The organism is Geothrix alkalitolerans, assembly GCF_022808885.1.
GTDB classification, from domain to species: Bacteria; Acidobacteriota; Holophagae; order Holophagales; family Holophagaceae; genus Geothrix; species Geothrix alkalitolerans.
Window position 1 is genome coordinate 248906 of the sequence record NZ_JAKZLE010000006.1, and the last position, 15759, is coordinate 264664.

The 15759-nt window shown below is 66.3% G+C and carries 18 protein-coding genes and 1 rRNA gene; 10 read left to right on the plus strand and 9 right to left on the minus strand.

Translation table 11 applies throughout. The annotated features are described in order from the left end of the window. Positions 1–4: 4 nt before the first annotated feature. From MLJ35_RS13065 to MLJ35_RS13075, 3 genes are read right to left on the minus strand one after another with little or no spacing between them, the layout of a single operon-like run. Positions 5–1183 carry a PilW family protein gene (locus MLJ35_RS13065; RefSeq protein WP_243384712.1) on the minus strand — a complete coding sequence of 393 codons (1179 nt, stop codon included), beginning with the start codon at positions 1181–1183 and terminating at the stop codon, positions 5–7. Next, positions 1170–1739, minus strand: coding sequence for a prepilin-type N-terminal cleavage/methylation domain-containing protein (locus MLJ35_RS13070; protein ID WP_420843044.1), 570 nt, complete (start codon positions 1737–1739; stop codon positions 1170–1172). Before MLJ35_RS13070 ends, MLJ35_RS13065 begins: the two co-directional genes overlap by 14 nt. Next, positions 1721–2425, minus strand: a complete 705-nt coding sequence (locus MLJ35_RS13075; RefSeq protein ID WP_243384714.1) for a pilus assembly FimT family protein — start codon at positions 2423–2425, stop codon at positions 1721–1723. Before MLJ35_RS13075 ends, MLJ35_RS13070 begins: the two co-directional genes overlap by 19 nt. A gap of 184 nt (positions 2426–2609) precedes the next feature. Between MLJ35_RS13075 and rsmA the strand changes: the two genes are divergently transcribed. After that, positions 2610–3419 (plus strand): 16S rRNA (adenine(1518)-N(6)/adenine(1519)-N(6))-dimethyltransferase RsmA, encoded by an 810-nt coding sequence (rsmA, locus tag MLJ35_RS13080; protein WP_243384715.1) that lies wholly within the window; start codon positions 2610–2612, stop codon positions 3417–3419. Then, positions 3419–5146 carry a ribonuclease J gene (locus tag MLJ35_RS13085; RefSeq protein WP_243384716.1) on the plus strand — a complete coding sequence of 576 codons (1728 nt, stop codon included), beginning with the start codon at positions 3419–3421 and terminating at the stop codon, positions 5144–5146. Before rsmA ends, MLJ35_RS13085 begins: the two co-directional genes overlap by 1 nt. On the opposite strand, the gene MLJ35_RS13090 is transcribed toward MLJ35_RS13085, so the two are convergent. From MLJ35_RS13090 to MLJ35_RS13100, 3 genes are read right to left on the minus strand one after another with little or no spacing between them, the layout of a single operon-like run. After that, the gene (locus MLJ35_RS13090; protein ID WP_243384717.1) at positions 5147–5656 is read right to left on the minus strand and encodes a hypothetical protein; all 510 of its coding nucleotides are present in this window, start codon (positions 5654–5656) and stop codon (positions 5147–5149) included. It abuts the gene before it with no gap. 3 nt (positions 5657–5659) lie between these two features. Then, complete coding sequence (locus tag MLJ35_RS13095; protein WP_243384718.1) at positions 5660–6166, minus strand: hypothetical protein; 507 nt, start codon at positions 6164–6166, stop codon at positions 5660–5662. Beyond that, positions 6163–6810, minus strand: coding sequence for an RNA polymerase sigma factor (locus MLJ35_RS13100; protein WP_243384719.1), 648 nt, complete (start codon positions 6808–6810; stop codon positions 6163–6165). The genes MLJ35_RS13095 and MLJ35_RS13100 overlap by 4 nt, the downstream gene beginning before the upstream one ends. Positions 6811–6936: 126 nt before the next feature. Between MLJ35_RS13100 and hpt the strand changes: the two genes are divergently transcribed. From hpt to holA, 3 genes are read left to right on the plus strand one after another with little or no spacing between them, the layout of a single operon-like run. After that, positions 6937–7458, plus strand: a complete 522-nt coding sequence (gene hpt / locus MLJ35_RS13105) for a hypoxanthine phosphoribosyltransferase (RefSeq protein WP_243324569.1) — start codon at positions 6937–6939, stop codon at positions 7456–7458. Positions 7459–7465: 7 nt separating this feature from the next. Then, the gene (gene lptE, locus MLJ35_RS13110) at positions 7466–8014 is read left to right on the plus strand and encodes an LPS assembly lipoprotein LptE (protein ID WP_338028460.1); all 549 of its coding nucleotides are present in this window, start codon (positions 7466–7468) and stop codon (positions 8012–8014) included. Continuing rightward, positions 8014–9033 (plus strand): DNA polymerase III subunit delta, encoded by a 1020-nt coding sequence (gene holA / locus MLJ35_RS13115; RefSeq protein ID WP_243384720.1) that lies wholly within the window; start codon positions 8014–8016, stop codon positions 9031–9033. The genes lptE and holA overlap by 1 nt, the downstream gene beginning before the upstream one ends. Positions 9034–9335: 302 nt before the next feature. Here the strand turns inward: holA and MLJ35_RS13120 are convergent, their stop codons facing one another. Then, positions 9336–9689, minus strand: coding sequence for a DsrE/DsrF/TusD sulfur relay family protein (locus tag MLJ35_RS13120; protein ID WP_243384721.1), 354 nt, complete (start codon positions 9687–9689; stop codon positions 9336–9338). Positions 9690–9821: 132 nt separating this feature from the next. On the opposite strand from MLJ35_RS13120, the gene MLJ35_RS13125 reads away from it, so the two are divergent. From MLJ35_RS13125 to MLJ35_RS13140, 4 genes are read left to right on the plus strand one after another with little or no spacing between them, the layout of a single operon-like run. Then, entirely contained in the window at positions 9822–10802 is a 981-nt protein-coding gene (locus tag MLJ35_RS13125) for a fumarate hydratase (RefSeq protein WP_243384722.1), read from the plus strand. Positions 10803–10822: 20 nt separating this feature from the next. Beyond that, positions 10823–11401, plus strand: a complete 579-nt coding sequence (locus MLJ35_RS13130) for a FumA C-terminus/TtdB family hydratase beta subunit (RefSeq protein ID WP_026852856.1) — start codon at positions 10823–10825, stop codon at positions 11399–11401. 45 nt (positions 11402–11446) lie between these two features. Beyond that, positions 11447–12340, plus strand: coding sequence for a peptide chain release factor N(5)-glutamine methyltransferase (prmC, locus tag MLJ35_RS13135; protein ID WP_243384723.1), 894 nt, complete (start codon positions 11447–11449; stop codon positions 12338–12340). Positions 12341–12386: 46 nt separating this feature from the next. Next, complete coding sequence (locus MLJ35_RS13140) at positions 12387–12644, plus strand: flagellar biosynthesis anti-sigma factor FlgM (protein ID WP_243384724.1); 258 nt, start codon at positions 12387–12389, stop codon at positions 12642–12644. Positions 12645–12646: 2 nt separating this feature from the next. Here the strand turns inward: MLJ35_RS13140 and MLJ35_RS13145 are convergent, their stop codons facing one another. Together MLJ35_RS13145 and trmFO are read right to left on the minus strand one after the other, a co-directional pair. Continuing rightward, a complete protein-coding gene (locus MLJ35_RS13145; RefSeq protein WP_243384725.1) occupies positions 12647–13990 on the minus strand; it encodes a hypothetical protein in 1344 nt (447 codons plus the stop codon). Next, complete coding sequence (gene trmFO, locus MLJ35_RS13150) at positions 13987–15345, minus strand: methylenetetrahydrofolate--tRNA-(uracil(54)-C(5))-methyltransferase (FADH(2)-oxidizing) TrmFO (RefSeq protein ID WP_275976554.1); 1359 nt, start codon at positions 15343–15345, stop codon at positions 13987–13989. Before trmFO ends, MLJ35_RS13145 begins: the two co-directional genes overlap by 4 nt. Before the next feature lie 324 nt (positions 15346–15669). Between trmFO and MLJ35_RS13155 the strand changes: the two genes are divergently transcribed. Further along, a 16S ribosomal RNA gene (locus tag MLJ35_RS13155) occupies positions 15670–15759 on the plus strand; the annotation flags it as partial.

Sequence of the window (15759 nt, forward strand, 5' to 3'; positions counted from 1 at the left end):
ACCCTTAATTGGAGCCGATCCCGCAATTCCGCGGAGAGAGCAGAATGGTCTCCCTCCGGGTGCGGTAGTCGACTTTGGGATTTGCCGCCGTGCTGTCGGCACTGAATTCAGTCCGCCGCATGACTGAACGGGTGGACAGGTCGATGCGCATCAAAATCGGCGTGTAGAGGGTCCACATGGGCAAAGTCGGGTTGTCGACTCCGCCCGATTGCTTGATGAACTGGCTTGGGCTTCCTTTGATCGCCGCGTCGAGGGCCCCCCGGATGGCTTTCCACTCATTCCCGGCACCCGAGGCGCGCAGCCAAGTCTTCCCCCCGTCAATGCTCCAATCCACGGCAAACCCGGTCACATTCTCCAGGAGAATCTGCTCGTCTGCGGTGGGGACATTCTTGTTTGGAGCCCAGATCTCGCCGGGAACGAGTGGCTTCGACTGGCGGACGAGACAGGGGACCATGGTATTTGGATCGGCGGGATCCAACGCCCGGGGGACCACAGTAAATCGGATGATCTGGGCCGGCCGGATCACCGAAAAAGGCATTCCCTTGGCGTGCTGGAACTTGAATCCGCCCGTCGGGCTAATGTTGTTCAGCGGGGTGCCGGTGTTCGGATCAATCCCGGCGCTTTCCGAGGTCTGCAGTTGGATGGTGACGTTGGTCCCGCTTCCAGGTTTCACGCTGATGGTCGGGAATTCCGCGCCAGCATCCTGGATGAAGAGCATATCTCCCGCCTGGATCACCCCTGCTCCTGTCGGGATGGTGGCGGGGAATTGGCTGGCCCCGAAAGCGATGGTGTCTGACGATTGACCCTGAACATCCAGAGGAACGTCCATCACCATCTGCAACTCATCGACAGGGAGATTGGCGCCGGTCGGAATGTAGTCCGTTGCCTGCATCAGCAGGGGGGGCTGGAAGCTATCACCTGCCATGAGCCCGCCCGGGGCGGAACGTACAGGGAAGAGGAATCCTGCCTCCAGGATCTCGTCCTGTAGCAGGTTCAATCCCCAGCGGGTGTTGCGCTGAACCCCCATGGTTTCCATGCCCGCCATGAATGCAGAGGTGCTGGAGGCGAAGACTTTGAACATGCCCGCCATGAGAATTGAAAGAAACGCGACAGCTATCAGCATCTCAATCAAAGAGAAACCGCGGGAACGACGGATAGTCGGACTGGACTCAGATGCGGACATTTCGGCTCGCCGAGAAGTAATGCGCCTGGATAGACGTGGTTCCATTTGAAGTCTTGACGGCTTCATTCCACTGAACGTTCACGACGAATGGCTGCATCGCCAGCACATTGCTTCCGATCATCCCCTGCATACGCTGCCAGCTGACGGTGTAGACCCGGCTCGGATCCGCGGCTGCCACAGCATTGCCCTGGACGTCGTAATAGAAGTTGGTGCCGCCCCCGGAGGTGGCTGGTGTGAGACCAACGGGGTCGATGAATGTCCAACCCGTCGAAGTGATGGTTCCGTTCCCGCTGTCGTACCGCTCAGCGGAGGAAACCAGTCCTTCCGCCACGGCGCGATCAAGCAGGTTGTGGGCGAGGATGGTCGCCGTGCCCCTCAGGCGGGATTGCCCTCCACTGGCGATGGAGACGACTTGAAGGCTGAGCAGTCCGAGCAGGCCTACGGCCAGAATGAATGCCACCAGCATCAACTCGATCATCGAGAACCCATGAGCCGATGAGTGTGCTGAACATGAGGGTCGGGGGGTGTTCATTTTCTCTACTCCAAACGTTTCCATTTGTTCTCAGGGGTGTCATCCAACTGAGCGTCTCCCTTGTAGTAGGTGATGATCTGCCCCTGTTCTGTCACGAGGACGACCCCGTAGGGGACACCGCTGGTGTTCGGCGTGGTGCCGACCACCCCCACCCAGAAACCTCCGTTCGCGACACTGACCGTCGGATTTGGCGAGGGCCCCGCGAGTTGGACCGTGGAACCGGTGGGGCTGAATCCATACTGCGAAGAGCCCGCGAGGCATTGGGTCCAGGCCCCAGCAACGGCAGACGCCCCGAAGCCATATGAGTTCGCGGGCAATAAGGATGTGACTGTCGTGGAAGTCGTCGGGAGATCCTGAAAGGCCGCGGCCAGGGAACAGTAAGTCAGGGGCTTCAATGGCAGGGTATCGGAGAAAAACGTCGCGATCGCGTTGGTCTCTGCAAGTGAGGTGTCCATGGCTCTGAATTGCCATTGCCCAGAGACGTTTTCGAGCCGAATCCGCACAGTCTTGCCGCTGGAAATGGCGGATTGCCGTGCATTCTGAAGGGCATTTCTCAGATCCAGAAGGACCGCACGGGTCGCTTTCGGAGACTTGGGACCAAGCGAGGAAATGCTCGCCAAGGCCAGCACTCCAATGATGGCGAGTACCACAATCAGCTCGATGAGGGAATATCCTCGATTTGGAGATCGGTGATTGGAAATGGGGTCCATAGGCGCCTCGAGAGGAATAGTAGGTGAGTGTGGTCGGAGGTCCTTGCTTTATTAAATCCATTTAATTTAGCGCTTGTGCCAAGAATGGGCCCCGAGACCCCCTCTGGATCGATGGTTTGTATAAAAAGAATACACCTTATTTACGGCCGCCATGGATCGAAAGATCCCCGTGCTAACCTGAACCGTGTCCGAATCTGCCCAGCTTCCGAGACTCCGGGCAAAAAAGCGGCTCGGTCAGAACTTCCTGGTGAACGAGGGGGCCATTGCCACCATCGTGGGGGCGGCACTGGATTCGAAGGCGCCGCGGCTGCTGGAGATCGGGCCAGGTCCCGGGGTGCTGACGGAGCGGCTGCTGGCGGACGGGCGGCCCCTGTGGGCGGTGGACCTGGATCCGGAGGCCTGCGCCTTGCTGCGCGAACGCTTCTCCACCGCGCCCCAGTTCCACCTGCTGGAGGGTGATGCCGTGCGCATGCCCCTGCCGGAGGGCGGCCCCTGGTCCGTGGTGGGGAACCTGCCCTACAACGCGGCGACGCCGATCCTGGCGCGGCTGCTGACGGAGGGCATCCCCTGGCACCGCATGGCGCTCATGTTCCAGCTGGAGGTGGCCCAGAAGCTCATGGGTGAGCCCGGCACGAAGGCCTACGGGCCGCTGTCGGTGCTGGCGCAGCTCTGTGCGCGGTTGACCCGCCTGGTGAAGCTCGGGCCCGGTTCCTTCCGCCCGGCCCCCAAGGTGGATTCGGCGGTGGTGCAGTTCGACCCCAGGACGGACGCCCCCAGCCTGGCCGAGCGCCGCGCTCTGCTCACGGTGCTACACCACTCCTTCGGGCATCGGCGGAAAACCCTCGCGAACAACTGGCAGGGGATCCTTCCGGCGGAAACCCTCTCGAGTGTGGGACTGGCTCCAGCGCTTCGGGCTGAAGTCATCCCGCCTGAGACGTGGCTGACGGCCACACGCCGACTCATCCAATCACACCCGGAGGTGTTCCCATCGTGATGCCCGTCGCGCCCGAATTCACGAGCTGGACCGAAACCCCCGCCGACGACGAGCTGCGGCTGATCCCCATCGGCGGGCTCGGCGAGTTCGGCATGAACGCCCTGGTGGTTCACAGCGCCCGCAGCCTCTTCCTAGTGGACTGCGGCCAGCTCTTCCCGTCGGACGACCAGCCGGGCATCGATTCCATCGTGCCGGACTTCGCCTACCTGGAGCCTTTCGCCGACCGGCTCCAGGCGGTGCTGCTCACCCACGGCCACGAGGACCACATCGGCGCGCTGCCCTACTTCCTCCGCCGCTGGCCGGTACCCGTCTACGGCACGGCCTTCACCCTGGGCCTGGTGGAGGGCAAGCTCCGCGAACACGGGATCGATGCCGACCTGCTCCGCCCGGTGCCGGATTACGGCCGCGTGAAGGTGGGCCTTGATGAGGATGGCGGCGAGATCGAGGCCGAATGGATCCCCGTCACCCACAGCATCCCCGACGCCTGCGCTCTGGTGCTCCACACCCCCCAGGGCGTACTGGTGCACTCCGGCGATTTCAAGATCGATCCAGACCCGCTCGACGGTCGCCACACAGGCATGGACCGGCTGAAGGCCCTGGGTGACGCCGGCGTGCGGCTACTCATGGCGGATTCGACCAATGTGGGCCGCCTGGGCCGCTCGCCGTCGGAGTCCGCCTGCCGGGAGGGCCTGGAAGCTGCGTTCGAGCAGACGAAGGGGCGGCTCTTTGTCACCACCTTCAGCTCCAACATCCACCGGCTCCAGACGCTCATCGACCTGGCCTACGAGTTCCGCCGCCGCGTGGTGCTGCTGGGGCGCAGCCTGGACCGCAACCTGGCCCTGGCCCGTTCCCTCAAGCGCCTGGCCCTGCCGGATGATCTCCTCACCGATCCGAAGGATGCCCACCTGTTCGATCCCGACGAGTTGCTGGTGCTCTGCACCGGTAGCCAGGGCGAGCCCATGAGCGGGCTGGCCCGCCTCCTCCGCCGGGAGGTGAAGGGCCTGCCCATCGAGCCCGGCGACCGGCTGGTGGTGAGCGCCCGGGCCATCCCCGGCAACGAAGTGGCCATCTCGCGGATGCTGGACGAGGCCGAGCGGCTGGGGGCCGAGACTTCGCTCGAGGGTCTGGGTCCCGTGCATGCCTCGGGCCATGGCAGCCGCGACGAGCTGGCGGACCTCATCCGCGCCGTGCGCCCCGCGCAGATGGTGCCCGTGCACGGCACCTACCGGAACCTGCGGGCCCACGGGAAGCTCGCCGCCTCGCTGGGCTGGCCCCCGGAGCGCATCTCGCTGCTGGACGGTGGCCTCTGCCTGCGGCTGTTCGGGGGCGATCGTGTGGACATGCCCGGGGCCGTCCCCGTGGGCAAGTGCTTCGTCAGCGAAGGCGTGGACCACATGGTGGATGCCCGCGTGGTGAAGGACCGTCTCATCCTCCAGGAGGATGGCGTGGTGTTCGCGACCCTGCTGGTGGACCCGCAGACCCGCGACCTCGTGGCGGAGCCCACCATCCTCAGCCGCGGCTTCGTGATGCTTTCCGACGACGAGGCCTACACGGAACTGCTGGCGGGCGTGGCCCGCAAGACCTACGAGGAGGCCCCGCCGGAGATCCGGAAGGATGGCGAGGCCCTGCGGGACACCCTGCGCCTGGCCCTGCGACGCGTCATCCGCAAGACCACCCAGACTCGGCCCCTGGTCATTCCCGTGGTGCTCGAGGCGCCTGGGATCTGATCAGCGGCCTCCCCGCCGCATGCCGCCGCCCGGGCCGGGGCGCAGCATCCCGGGGCGACCGCCTACCCCGCGCTGCCTCAGGGCCTCCAGCATGCGCCGCTGCATTTCCTCCACATGGGTGATGAGGCGGACTTGCTGGGCGGGGCTCAGACGGGCCCGGATGTCCTCCTCGAACTTGAACTTGAGGTCGGCCTGCTGGCGGCGCAGCTCCACGAACTGGTCGAGAAGGGGCCGGACCTTGGCATTCTTCTCGTCTTCGGTTCCGGGGCCCAGGAGGATGTCGTTGAACCTTCGACGGATCTGCTGAATTTGCTGGGTTTTGTCAAACTGCTCGAGATCATAGCGGGACCAGCGCTCCACCACGGCCCGGGCCTGGTCCTCGGGAAGGCCGACGGTCTGCTGCAGCTGCTCCATGCGGAAGCGGGCCAGCGGCCGATCGTCCTCCGCCTGGGCACGCATGGGCAGGCCGGCAAGCAGGAGGAAGGTCAGGAAAAGGGTCGGTCGGGACATGCATCACCTCGTCGGCGCCGGAGTCGCATCCAGGCGCTCCAGGAGGGCCTTCATCTCCTCGGGGCTGAGGGCCTGAACTTGGGCGGCCTCTTCCTCGCCGCTGTGGAAGGGCGTGTCGGTCGTGGAAACCTCGAGGATGTCGGGCTGCCGGGGCAGGTTGGCTTCCACATAGGGCGTCCGGTTCGCGCGGCCGGCCAGGAAAGCGCCGGCACCCACGGCCATGAGCAATCCCGCCGCCGCGGCCCAGGCCAGGGGCCCCAGGTGGCGGTGCAGGGCCGGGCGGGCGGGCAGCTTCCGGAGGATGCGGCCAGGGAGACGTTCGAAGTAGCCGGAGGGAACCAGCACGTCAGGGCTGTCCTCCAGGGCCAGAAACTGGATCCGGGCCTCGGCGCAGGCGGTGCAGGTCTTCAGGTGGGCCTCCGCGGCGGCGCCGGGATCCAGAGGGCTGGTCTCCATGGCGGACAGGGTCGGGACACAGGCTTCGGGGAGGGGCAGGGGCTCGGCGGTCATGCTCGGCCTCCTTTGACATGGCGGGTCAGGTTCTGGATGGCATGGAAGATGTGGGCCTTCACGCTGCCCACGGAGGTGCCCATCTGCGCGGCGATCTGTTCGTATTTCCAGTCGTGCTGCAACTTCAGCGTGAGAGCTTCCTTCTGGCGGCGGGGCAGCTTGGGCAGGGCCTCGTGCAGGAGGCGCCGTGCCTCCTGGTCCAGGAAGGCCGTCACCTGGCTTTCCTCGACGCGAAGGGCTGGGTGGTCCAGCGTACCTTCCGGGCCATCAAGGCTCTCGTGCTCGCGGGCCATCCGTTCCCGGAAGTTCAAGGCCTGGCGTGTGGCGATGCTGATGAGCCAGGTGCGGAAGGAGGACTCGAAGCGGAAGCCGGGAAGGGCCCGGAAGACGCGGATGAAGGTCTCCTGCACGACGTCATCGGCGTCCTGGTGGTTCCTGAGAATGGAAAAGGCCTTGCCGTAGACATCCCGGGAGAACAGGCGCACCAGGTTGGCGAAGGCGGCCTGGTCCCCCTGCTGGGCGGCTTCCACCCAGGCCAGCACCTCTGGCGTATGGTAGGGCGAGGCCGGATCGGGGGTCCGGTCGACGACCCGGGGGGCCGGCTGGGGCATCAGGGGTTCGTTCAAGGTGGCAACCGCCATCATCGTAGTCTCCGGCGCCGGAGTTCGAGGAGAAATACGCCGTCATCGGATGGACCCCGGAAGGCCTTCTGGGGTTGAATGGAAATGACCTCGGAACGTGGTTCCAGCCCATCCCTTTCAGGAGTTTCCATGCGCGATCGCATCAGCCCGCTGCTCACGGAGGGGCAGATCCGGACCCGGGTCCAGGAATTGGGGACCCAGCTGTCCAGGGACTATGCGGGCCAGGACCTGGTGGTGATCGGGCTCCTGAACGGGGTGTTCCCCTTCTTCGCGGATCTCGTGCGGGCCATGGACCTCGATATCGATGTGAGCTTCATGCAGGTGTCCAGCTACGGGGCGGGCACGGAAAGCACCGGCGAGGTGCATATCCTCAAGGACCTCGATCGCTCCATCCAGGGAAGGCATGCCCTGGTGGTCGAGGACATCGTGGACACCGGCCTCACCCTCTTCAAGGTCCGCAACCTGCTCCACGATCGGGAACCCCTCAGCCTCAGGATCTGCACGCTCCTGGACAAGCCCAGCCGCCGCAAGGTCGAGGTCCCCGTGGACTACATCGGCTTCACCATCGAGGACCATTTCGTGGTCGGCTACGGCCTCGACTTCGACGGCAAGCTCCGCAACCTGCCTTACGTCGGGATCTACCATCCTTAGGATCCCTGTGCCCCGCCTTGTTCTTCTCCCTCTCTTTCTTGCGGCCTTCCTGGGCTGCGGGTACCACCGTCTGGACCGGCAGCCGCGGCCGGTGGCCTGGGCGAAGCAGGGGGAGACGATCCGCCTGGCGCGGTTCCGCAACCTGACCCCCCGGCTGGGGCTGGAGGACCGCTTCACCAAGGCGCTGGAGAACCGCATCGTGGCGGCCAGCCCCTGGCGTTTGGTGGGGGCCGGCGAGCCTTCCCGCTGGGTGCTCCAGGGCACGCTGGAGGGCTACACCTCCCGGCCCCTGGGTCTGTCCCTGGGCAATGACAAGCTGAAGGCCAGCGCCGGGTCCGCCTCCCGCGTGGAGGTGGCCGTGGTGGCCAGCGTGGAGCTGCTGGACGGCCAGACCGGGGCCGTTGTGCTGTCCCGGCGGGGCATGACGTTCTCGAACCAGTACCGGGTGGACCAGAACTTCGCCAGCTTCGACAGCCGGGAGCTCCAGGTGCTCGAGAGCCTGGCGGACGACTTCGCCGAGAGCTTCCTCACCCAGCTGCTGGAAGGCACGGACTGATGGCGGCACCGGTCTGGGTGGACCACGCCTTCGCCCTGGTCCACGGGGAGGATGGCGACGGACGGCGAAAGGCTGTCGAGGACTGGAAGGCCCGGCATGTGGACCCGGAGTGGACTGACTTCACGCTGACGATCTGCGCCGAGGGGTGCCCCTGGGCCGAAGTGGTGGCCGCCCTCCAGGAAGCCGCCCCCCTGGGGGCCGAGGCCCGCACGGTGGTCGTACCGGCCGCGGACAACCTCTTCGCCCGGGCCAAGGACCTGCCAGGGGCGGTGAAGGCCCTCCTCGAGAAGCCGCCCCAGGGCGTGAACCTGCTGCTGGTGGCCTGGACCACCCTGCCGGCCGCACCCGGCAAGGCCATCGGCGCCAAGCCTTGGACGGACTGGGCCAAGGCGGGACGCATCCTCAAGGTGGGGGCCCTGGAGGCCGCCGAGATCCCTGGGTTCATCGAGGCCGAAGCCCGGCGTCTGGGCCTGTCCCTCCAGGGGGCAGCCACCGCCCTGCTGGCCCAGCGGCAGGGCGGAAAACCCGGCCTGCTCAAGCGGGCCCTGGAAGTGCTGGACCTGCTGGCGGAAGACCGGCGGGTGACCGAGGCCATGGTGGATCAGGTGACCTTCCGGCTGGCGGAGCAGAAGGCCTTCGCCTGGTCCGGCGCCTGGCAGAAGGGGGACGCGGCTGGAGCTCTGAGAGCCCTCCGCATGGCCCTGGAAGACGGGGACGAACCCCTGATGCTGCTCGGCCAAGCCCGCCGCGAGGTGGATCGGCTGTTGAGGTATGCCGAGGCGCAGGCCGCCGGGCTCAAGGGACCAGAACTGACCTCGGCCCTGGGGCTTTCCCCCAAGCAGGCCTTCCTGATGGATGGTTACCGTGGCGCCTTCGATAAGCTGAAGCCCAAGGGCCTGAAGGCCCTGCTGGGGCGACTGAACCAGTGCGAGCGGGACCTCAAGGGCCTGGCCATCTCCCGAAGCGAAGCCCCTCTGTTGGACCTCACCCTCGCCCTCTGCCGGGCCTGGGGACGCTGACCTTCAGCGCAACGGACCCTCGGCTCGGATGGCCTGGACGGCCCTCAGCACATCCCCCAGGCAGCAGGTGCCGGAGGGGTTCAGGGCCTCGCACCGGCAGCGCCCCTCCCTCACGGCGCTTCGGATGGCCTCAACCGAATCCAGCCGACCGGTCGCCTCCCACTCCGCGCGCAAGCTCTCCAGGCTGTGGCCGAAGCAGTAGCAGAGGAGCGGGGTCGCCTCCGCCCTTATCGGGGCCGGGGGCTCGGATCCGCCACAGCAAGAGCAGGAGCGTGGTTCATCAGGTACGGTCACAGCGCCGCCTAGAAGACCAGCACCTGGTCCGCCCACAGCGTCCAGTCGGTCAGTTCCTCCAGGGTGCTCCGCCGGCAGTCCTCGGCCAGCTCCGCTTGAGTGAGGCCCCTGGCGTCCATGCAGGTGCCGCAGACGCCGACCAGGCCGTGGCGGGTGGTGACGCCCTTCAGCATGCGCTCCAGGTTGTAGAACCCATCCGGAGTCTTCTGGCCTTTCTTGGCACAGGTGGCGGCGTCGCCCATGAGGAAGACGCGCACGTCGGCACCCTCGCGCTTGGCGGTGGCGCCCGCCAACCGCAATCCGTTGTAGCTGCGCTCGGTGCCGTAGGGGGGATCGTTGAGGATGAACAGGATCTTGCTCATGGTGGCCCCGCGGATGAGGCTTCAAGGATACCTGGAGCGAGGTTCCACGCCGGTGGAAGAGGAACCGGGCATTGATCACTTGAGCCTCGGCTTCGGCGGGCGGATGATGGGGGTCTGGATTCCGGAGGGCCCATGTCCGAATGCGTCATTCCCACCCTGACCTCCAACGAGGTGGTGGCGTCCAAGTCCGTGCTGCCTGCAGGGTGGAAGGCCGACCTCAAGGATCTCAAGGCCCTGGACCTCACCCTGCCCATGCTGGAGCTGCTCCGCCGCAGCACCAGCCGTCTTCCCCAGGATGTGATCGACGCCCTGGTGAAGGGCCGCGACGCCGAAGAGGAAGGCAGCCGGGCCTTCAACACCCTGAACGACATGGTGCGCAACATCATCCTCGCGGACGGCCACGTGACGCCCCTCTGCCAGGACACGGGCACGATCATCGTCTGGGTGCGCCATCCCTACGGCCTGAGCCAGCGTGCCGCCAAGCAGCAGATCCGGGCCGCCGTGGCCGAGGCCACCAAGCGCTCCTGGCTTCGCCCCAACTGCGTGGAGGCCCTCAGCGGCAAGAACACGGGAACCAACATGGATCCCTTCCACGAGGGCCACCCGGCAGTCCACTTCGAGGAGTGGGACAAGCCGGAAGTCGAGATCGCCGTCATGCAGAAGGGCGGGGGCTGCGAGAACGTGGGCGCCCAGTACCGCCTGCCGGACGCCGCGCTGGGCGCGGGCCGCGACATCAAGGGCGTGCGCAAGTGCATCATCGACGCCGTGGTGAAGGCCCAGGGCCAGGGCTGCAGCCCGGGCATTCTCGGCGTGGCCATCGGCGGCGACCGCGTTTCCAGCTACGAGAAGAGCAAGGAGCTCATCCTCCGGAAGCTCGGCACGCAGAACCCCGATCCCAAGATGGACGCCTTCGAGAAGGAGATCACGAACGATCTCAACACCCTGGGCATCGGCCCCATGGGCTACGGCGGCAACACCACCGTGCTGGGCGTCATGGCGGAAGAGATGTACCGCCACCCGGCGAGCTTCTACGTCTCCATCAGCTACATGTGCTGGAGCAGCCGCAGGGGCTCGATCACGCTCAAGACCAACGGCGAAGTGTCCTTCGACTGACCGCGACGACGAGGCTACCCATGATCCGTCTCACCACTCCCATCACCGAAGACCAGATCCGCCAGCTCAAGGTCGGCGACGAGGTGCTGCTCAACGGCCGCGTCGTCCTGAGCCGCGACATGGGCCACAAGTACATGAAGGAGCAGAAGCCCGAGTGGCTGAAGCCCATCCTCGAGAACATGGTCATCTACCACTGCGGCCCCGTGGTGAAGAAGCACGAGGACGGCCACTACAGCTTCGTGGCGGCGGGTCCCACCACCTCCATTCGCGAGGAGCCCTATCAGGCCGATGTCATCGAGACCTACAAGGTCCGCGGCGTCATCGGCAAGGGTGGCATGGGCAAGAAGACCAGCGAGGGCCTCCAGAAGACCGGGGCCGTCTACCTCCACGCCACCGGCGGCGCCGGCAGCCTGCTGGCCGAGCGCTGCAAGCGCGTGGTGGACGTGAAGATGCTCGAGGAGTTCGGCAGCCCCGAGGCCTTCTGGATCATCGAGGTGGAGGACTTCCCCCTCGTGGTCACCATGGACAGCCACGGCGGCAGCCTCCACGAGATCGTGGCCCAGCAGAGCCAGGAGCGCGCCAAGGCCCTGATGGCCTGAAAACCAGCCGTTCGCTGGCTGTCCATCCCACGCTAGGCTGGAGGGATGGTCCAGACGTACCGACAGCTCCGCCTCGATCTGGGCGCAGCCTTGGCCGAATTCCTGGATCACGCGGAGGCCCACGCTGAAAGCCTTCGCTGGTTCGAGGAGGGGCTGGGCCTCTCCCGGTCCTGGATGGCCGCCCATGGCGGCGACCTCGTGCCCGACGAGGCGCGTGCGCAGGTGAGCGCCTGGGTACGCCGGCGCAGGACGGGCGAACCCTGGGCCTACATCCTGGGCTGGTGCCTCTTCCGGGGGCGTCGCTTCAGGGTCACCCGGGACACGCTGATCCCGCGCCCTGAGACTGAGCTGCTGGTGGAAGCCGCCCTCGACGTGGGGGCGCGGCTCGGGGTGAGCCGCTGCGTGGATGTGGGCACGGGCAGCGGCATCATCGCCGCGAGCCTGGCCCTGGAGACGGATTGGCGGGTGTCCGCTTCGGATCTCAGTTCCGGCGCCTTGGCGGTGGCCCGCGAGAACATCGCCGCCCTGGGCGCCCCGGTGACTTTCTTCGAAGGCAGTCTCCTGGATCAGGTTCCCGATCCCCTGGGCCTGGTGGTGGCGAACCTGCCCTATGTGGATCCGGCGGACGAGCCGGGCCTCCAGCGGGAACTGGCCTTCGAGCCCGCCTCGGCCCTCTTCGCCCCGGATCGGGGTTTGGCCCTGTCAGTCCGCCTGCTGGAACAGGCCCGGGCGCGCCAAGCGCCGGCCTGCCTGCTGGAGATCGGTGCGGGCCAGGGCGGCGAACTGTGTCGGCGCGCCATGGGAGCGGGATGGCTAAAAGCGATGGTGCATCAGGATCTGGCTGGCCATGACCGGATTCTTGTGGCCCTGGGCGTATCGAACCTCCCGGATGATCGTCCGGCCGTCTCCGGAGCCAAAAAAGTGGGGTCGGGGGCTTGAGTTGGGGCAATTGCGTGCCGATAAGGCACCGTCAAGGGGCGAGCGCATGAGCAACCAGGGCAGATCGCGCAAGGATGGCAGCCACAAGAGCACGGGTTCCGGGGATGCCACCGCCGACCATCTCGTCGAAGTGGCCCATGAGGTGCTAGCGGAGACGCCGGATGTGCGCGCTGAGAAGCTCAAGGCTCTCAAGCGCCAGTTGGAGGCGGGAACCTATCATCCTGATGAGGGGGCGGTGGCTGAAGGCCTGATCCGCGAGCACCTGGCCAACGAGAAACCCCAGGGGAAGCCCCAGGGGCGTTAAGGTCACCGGGGCCGGAGGGCCTTCAGCGGAAGCCACCAGGCGCGGTCGGGTCCGCCACAGAGCAGGGCTCCAGCCTCGGGACGCAGGTTCCCGAGCCCAGGGAACGCGGAGGCGTTCGGGGGGGGTGCCAACCGTTTCCAGGCGTCGGCGATGGACACCACCTTCATGCGCGCCTCGCCGGGCTTCCACAGGTACAGGCGATCCAGTCCCTTGTCGAGGTAGGCCTGCCAGTCCTCCCGTGAAGGCTGGATGGTGGCGGTCGTCGGCGGAGGGGTGGCGGGGGTTTGGGGAGCCTGCCCAGACTCGTCCGGGGCAGAAGGCGCGGCCGGTGGAGTAGCCGCCGCGGAGTCCAGGGCGGGAGCTGGCGCGGGTAGGGTGGGTCGCGTCAGACCGAACCACAAGTGGCCGTCTGGTTCCTCGCCCAGCAGCTGGAGCAGGCTTGCATCCAGGCTTGATGGGTCAGGAAGGAGGGCCTTCAGGTCCCGCGATGGGCCTGTCTTTGCGCCTGGGCCCAGGGGAATCAGGGCACCAGGTTCGGGCTGCCACCAGCCGCCCTTCGCATCGCCGGCGATCCGGCCGAGTCCGTGGGGGAACCCGAGGGGCGAGGGTGCCGGAGCCGGCACGTGGGTCCAGGCCCCGTCGCGCCAGGTCGAGAGGCCCGAGTCGTGGGCCACCGCGAAAGCATGGCGGCCGATCGGGAGGAGGCTGGAAACCATCTTCACCTCCGGGGGAAGGTCCACTGGTGTTGAGGAGGGTTTCAGCTGGCCGGGGCGGCCGGCCAGTTCCAGGATGTTCACGGGTGTCGAGGCCCCGAAGAGAAACACGCTGCGGTGGTCCGCAGACAGGGCCAGGTGCTCGCCGGGGGCGCGGAGGGACCAGCGGACCTGCTGGGGACGCAGGTCGCAGGCCAGGACCAGCGAAGGCGAGGCGGGGTCTGTCGAGCTGCGGTAGAGCAGGACCAGCGCATCGTCAGGCGCCAGTGCCGCATCTGCCAAGTCCGCGAACCGGAAGAATCCATCAGGTACGCCCGAAGGTTCCGGCAGGGACAAGACCGGGCCGGGCACACCCTGCTGGAAGAGAACCACCTGCTGTCGGCCAGTCTGGGTCAGGATCTGCGCCACGGCCGTGCCCCCAGGAAGGGGTAGCGTCCATCGAACGCTCCTGAGGGGCATGGGCGGGGGTTGAAGGTCGATGAGCTGGCCGAGGCCCATCGGTTCAGAGCGGAAGGGTTCCGGTGTCTCCTCCTGGGGCGGAGTTCCCGGATCCCGACGAGCCAGCCACCAGGCCCCGCTTCCGAGCGCGAGGATCAGGGCTGCGGCTCCCAAGGCGAGGGCGGGTCGCTTCATGGCAGGCCTCCGGCGAGGATCAGATGCTGTTCCAGCGAACGGAGCGCCCGTTCACGATGGGCGTGGCCCTTGGCTGATTTCACGGCCCGGGTTCCGCCTGCGCGCTTGAGGGTGCGCAGGTCCAGGAGGCCCTCGGGAAGCGGCGGCAGCAGCCCCAGCATGGCGTTGGTCGGCCCGAAATCCACGCTGGAGGCGTGAGCCAGATAGTGCAGCAGGCTGCCGAGCATGGTGTCCGGTGGGAACGGCATGGGGGCCAGGCCGCGCACGGCGCGATCTGTGGCGAACGCCGCGGCCAGGCCACCCGCGGCGGATTCCAGGTAGCCCTCCACGCCGGAGAGCTGCCCGGCGATCCATAGAGCGGGGATGGATTTGACAGCAAGTGTCGCATCAAGTACCGCGGGAGCCTGCACGTAGGTGTTCCGGTGGATGCTTCCCAAGCGGACGAATTCCGCATTTTCCAGGCCCGGGATGAGCCGGAAGACCTCTTTCTGGGCGCCCCATTTCAGACGGGTCTGGAAGCCCACCAGGTTGAAGAGCTCTCCCGCGAGGGTGTCCTGGCGGAGCTGGACCACGGCGTGGGGCCACCGCCCGGTACGGGGATCATCCAGTCCCACGGGCTTCATGGGGCCGTGGCGGAGGGTTTCCCGGCCGCGATCGGCCATGACCTCGATGGGGAGACAGGCCTCGAAATAGGGAGTGTCCACCTCGTGGAGGGGAACGCGTTCAGCGCTGAGCAGGGCGTCCAGGAACCGCTCGTACTGGGCCTTGTCGAGGGGGCAGTTGATGAAGTCGGCGCCTCCCTTGTCGTAGCGGGCGGCCATCCAGGCGATGCCCATGTCGATGCTCTGGCGCTCGACGATCGGCGCGATGGCGTCGTAGAAGTGCAGCCGGGTCGTGCCCGTGTGTTGCGCAAGCCAGTCGGCGAGCGGGTCCGCGGTCAGCGGGCCCGTGGCGAGGATGGTCGGGACACCCGGTTCTGGAGCCACGGCCTGAGCCTCTTCCCACTGGATGCGGGGGTGCGACCTCAGCGCTTCGGTGACGGATTGGGAGAATGCTTCCCGATCAACGGCCAGGCTGTTCCCCGCGGGCACACGCGTGGCTTCGGCACAGCGAAGGATGAGAGAGCCCATGCGCCGCATTTCGGCCTTCAAGATGCCTGTGGCCGAATTCGGATCGTCGCTCTTGAAGGAGTTGGAGCAGACCATCTCCGCGGCCCGATCGGACACGTGGGCCGGGGTTGCCCAGCGCGGGCGCATTTCCGTCAGCTGGACGTCATGTCCTCGCGAAGCCAACTGCCATGCGGCTTCTGACCCGGCCAAACCCGCCCCGACGATATGAATCACGCGCCCTCCCAGTCCTCGATTCTACGGCAGGGATCCTCGCATTCCGGCTGGCCCCAACGGATTCCAGGAGGTCCCGCGAAAATTCCTCTTGCGCTTTTGGTCCGGGGTGTTAGTCTGAATGTCCTGCGCAGTTGAGGCTGCGGGGTGCCGGGAAGGGCTGGAAGGTTCTTCTGGACCGTGCGAGAGCGCGGAGGGCGTCTTTGAAAACCGGATAGAAGATAGGAAGCCTTTGAGGGTTCCGCGGGACGTTCTAGGACGGTTCGTGGAATTCAGAGAAATACGACCAGAGCATTTGTCCGAGGGGGGAACCCCGAGGAGCAAGAGTTCAGGAATATTAAACTTGAGAGTTTGATCCTGGCTCAGAATGAACGCTGGCGGCGTGCCTAACACATGCAAGTCGGATGTGCCGCAAGGTGCATGGCAGAC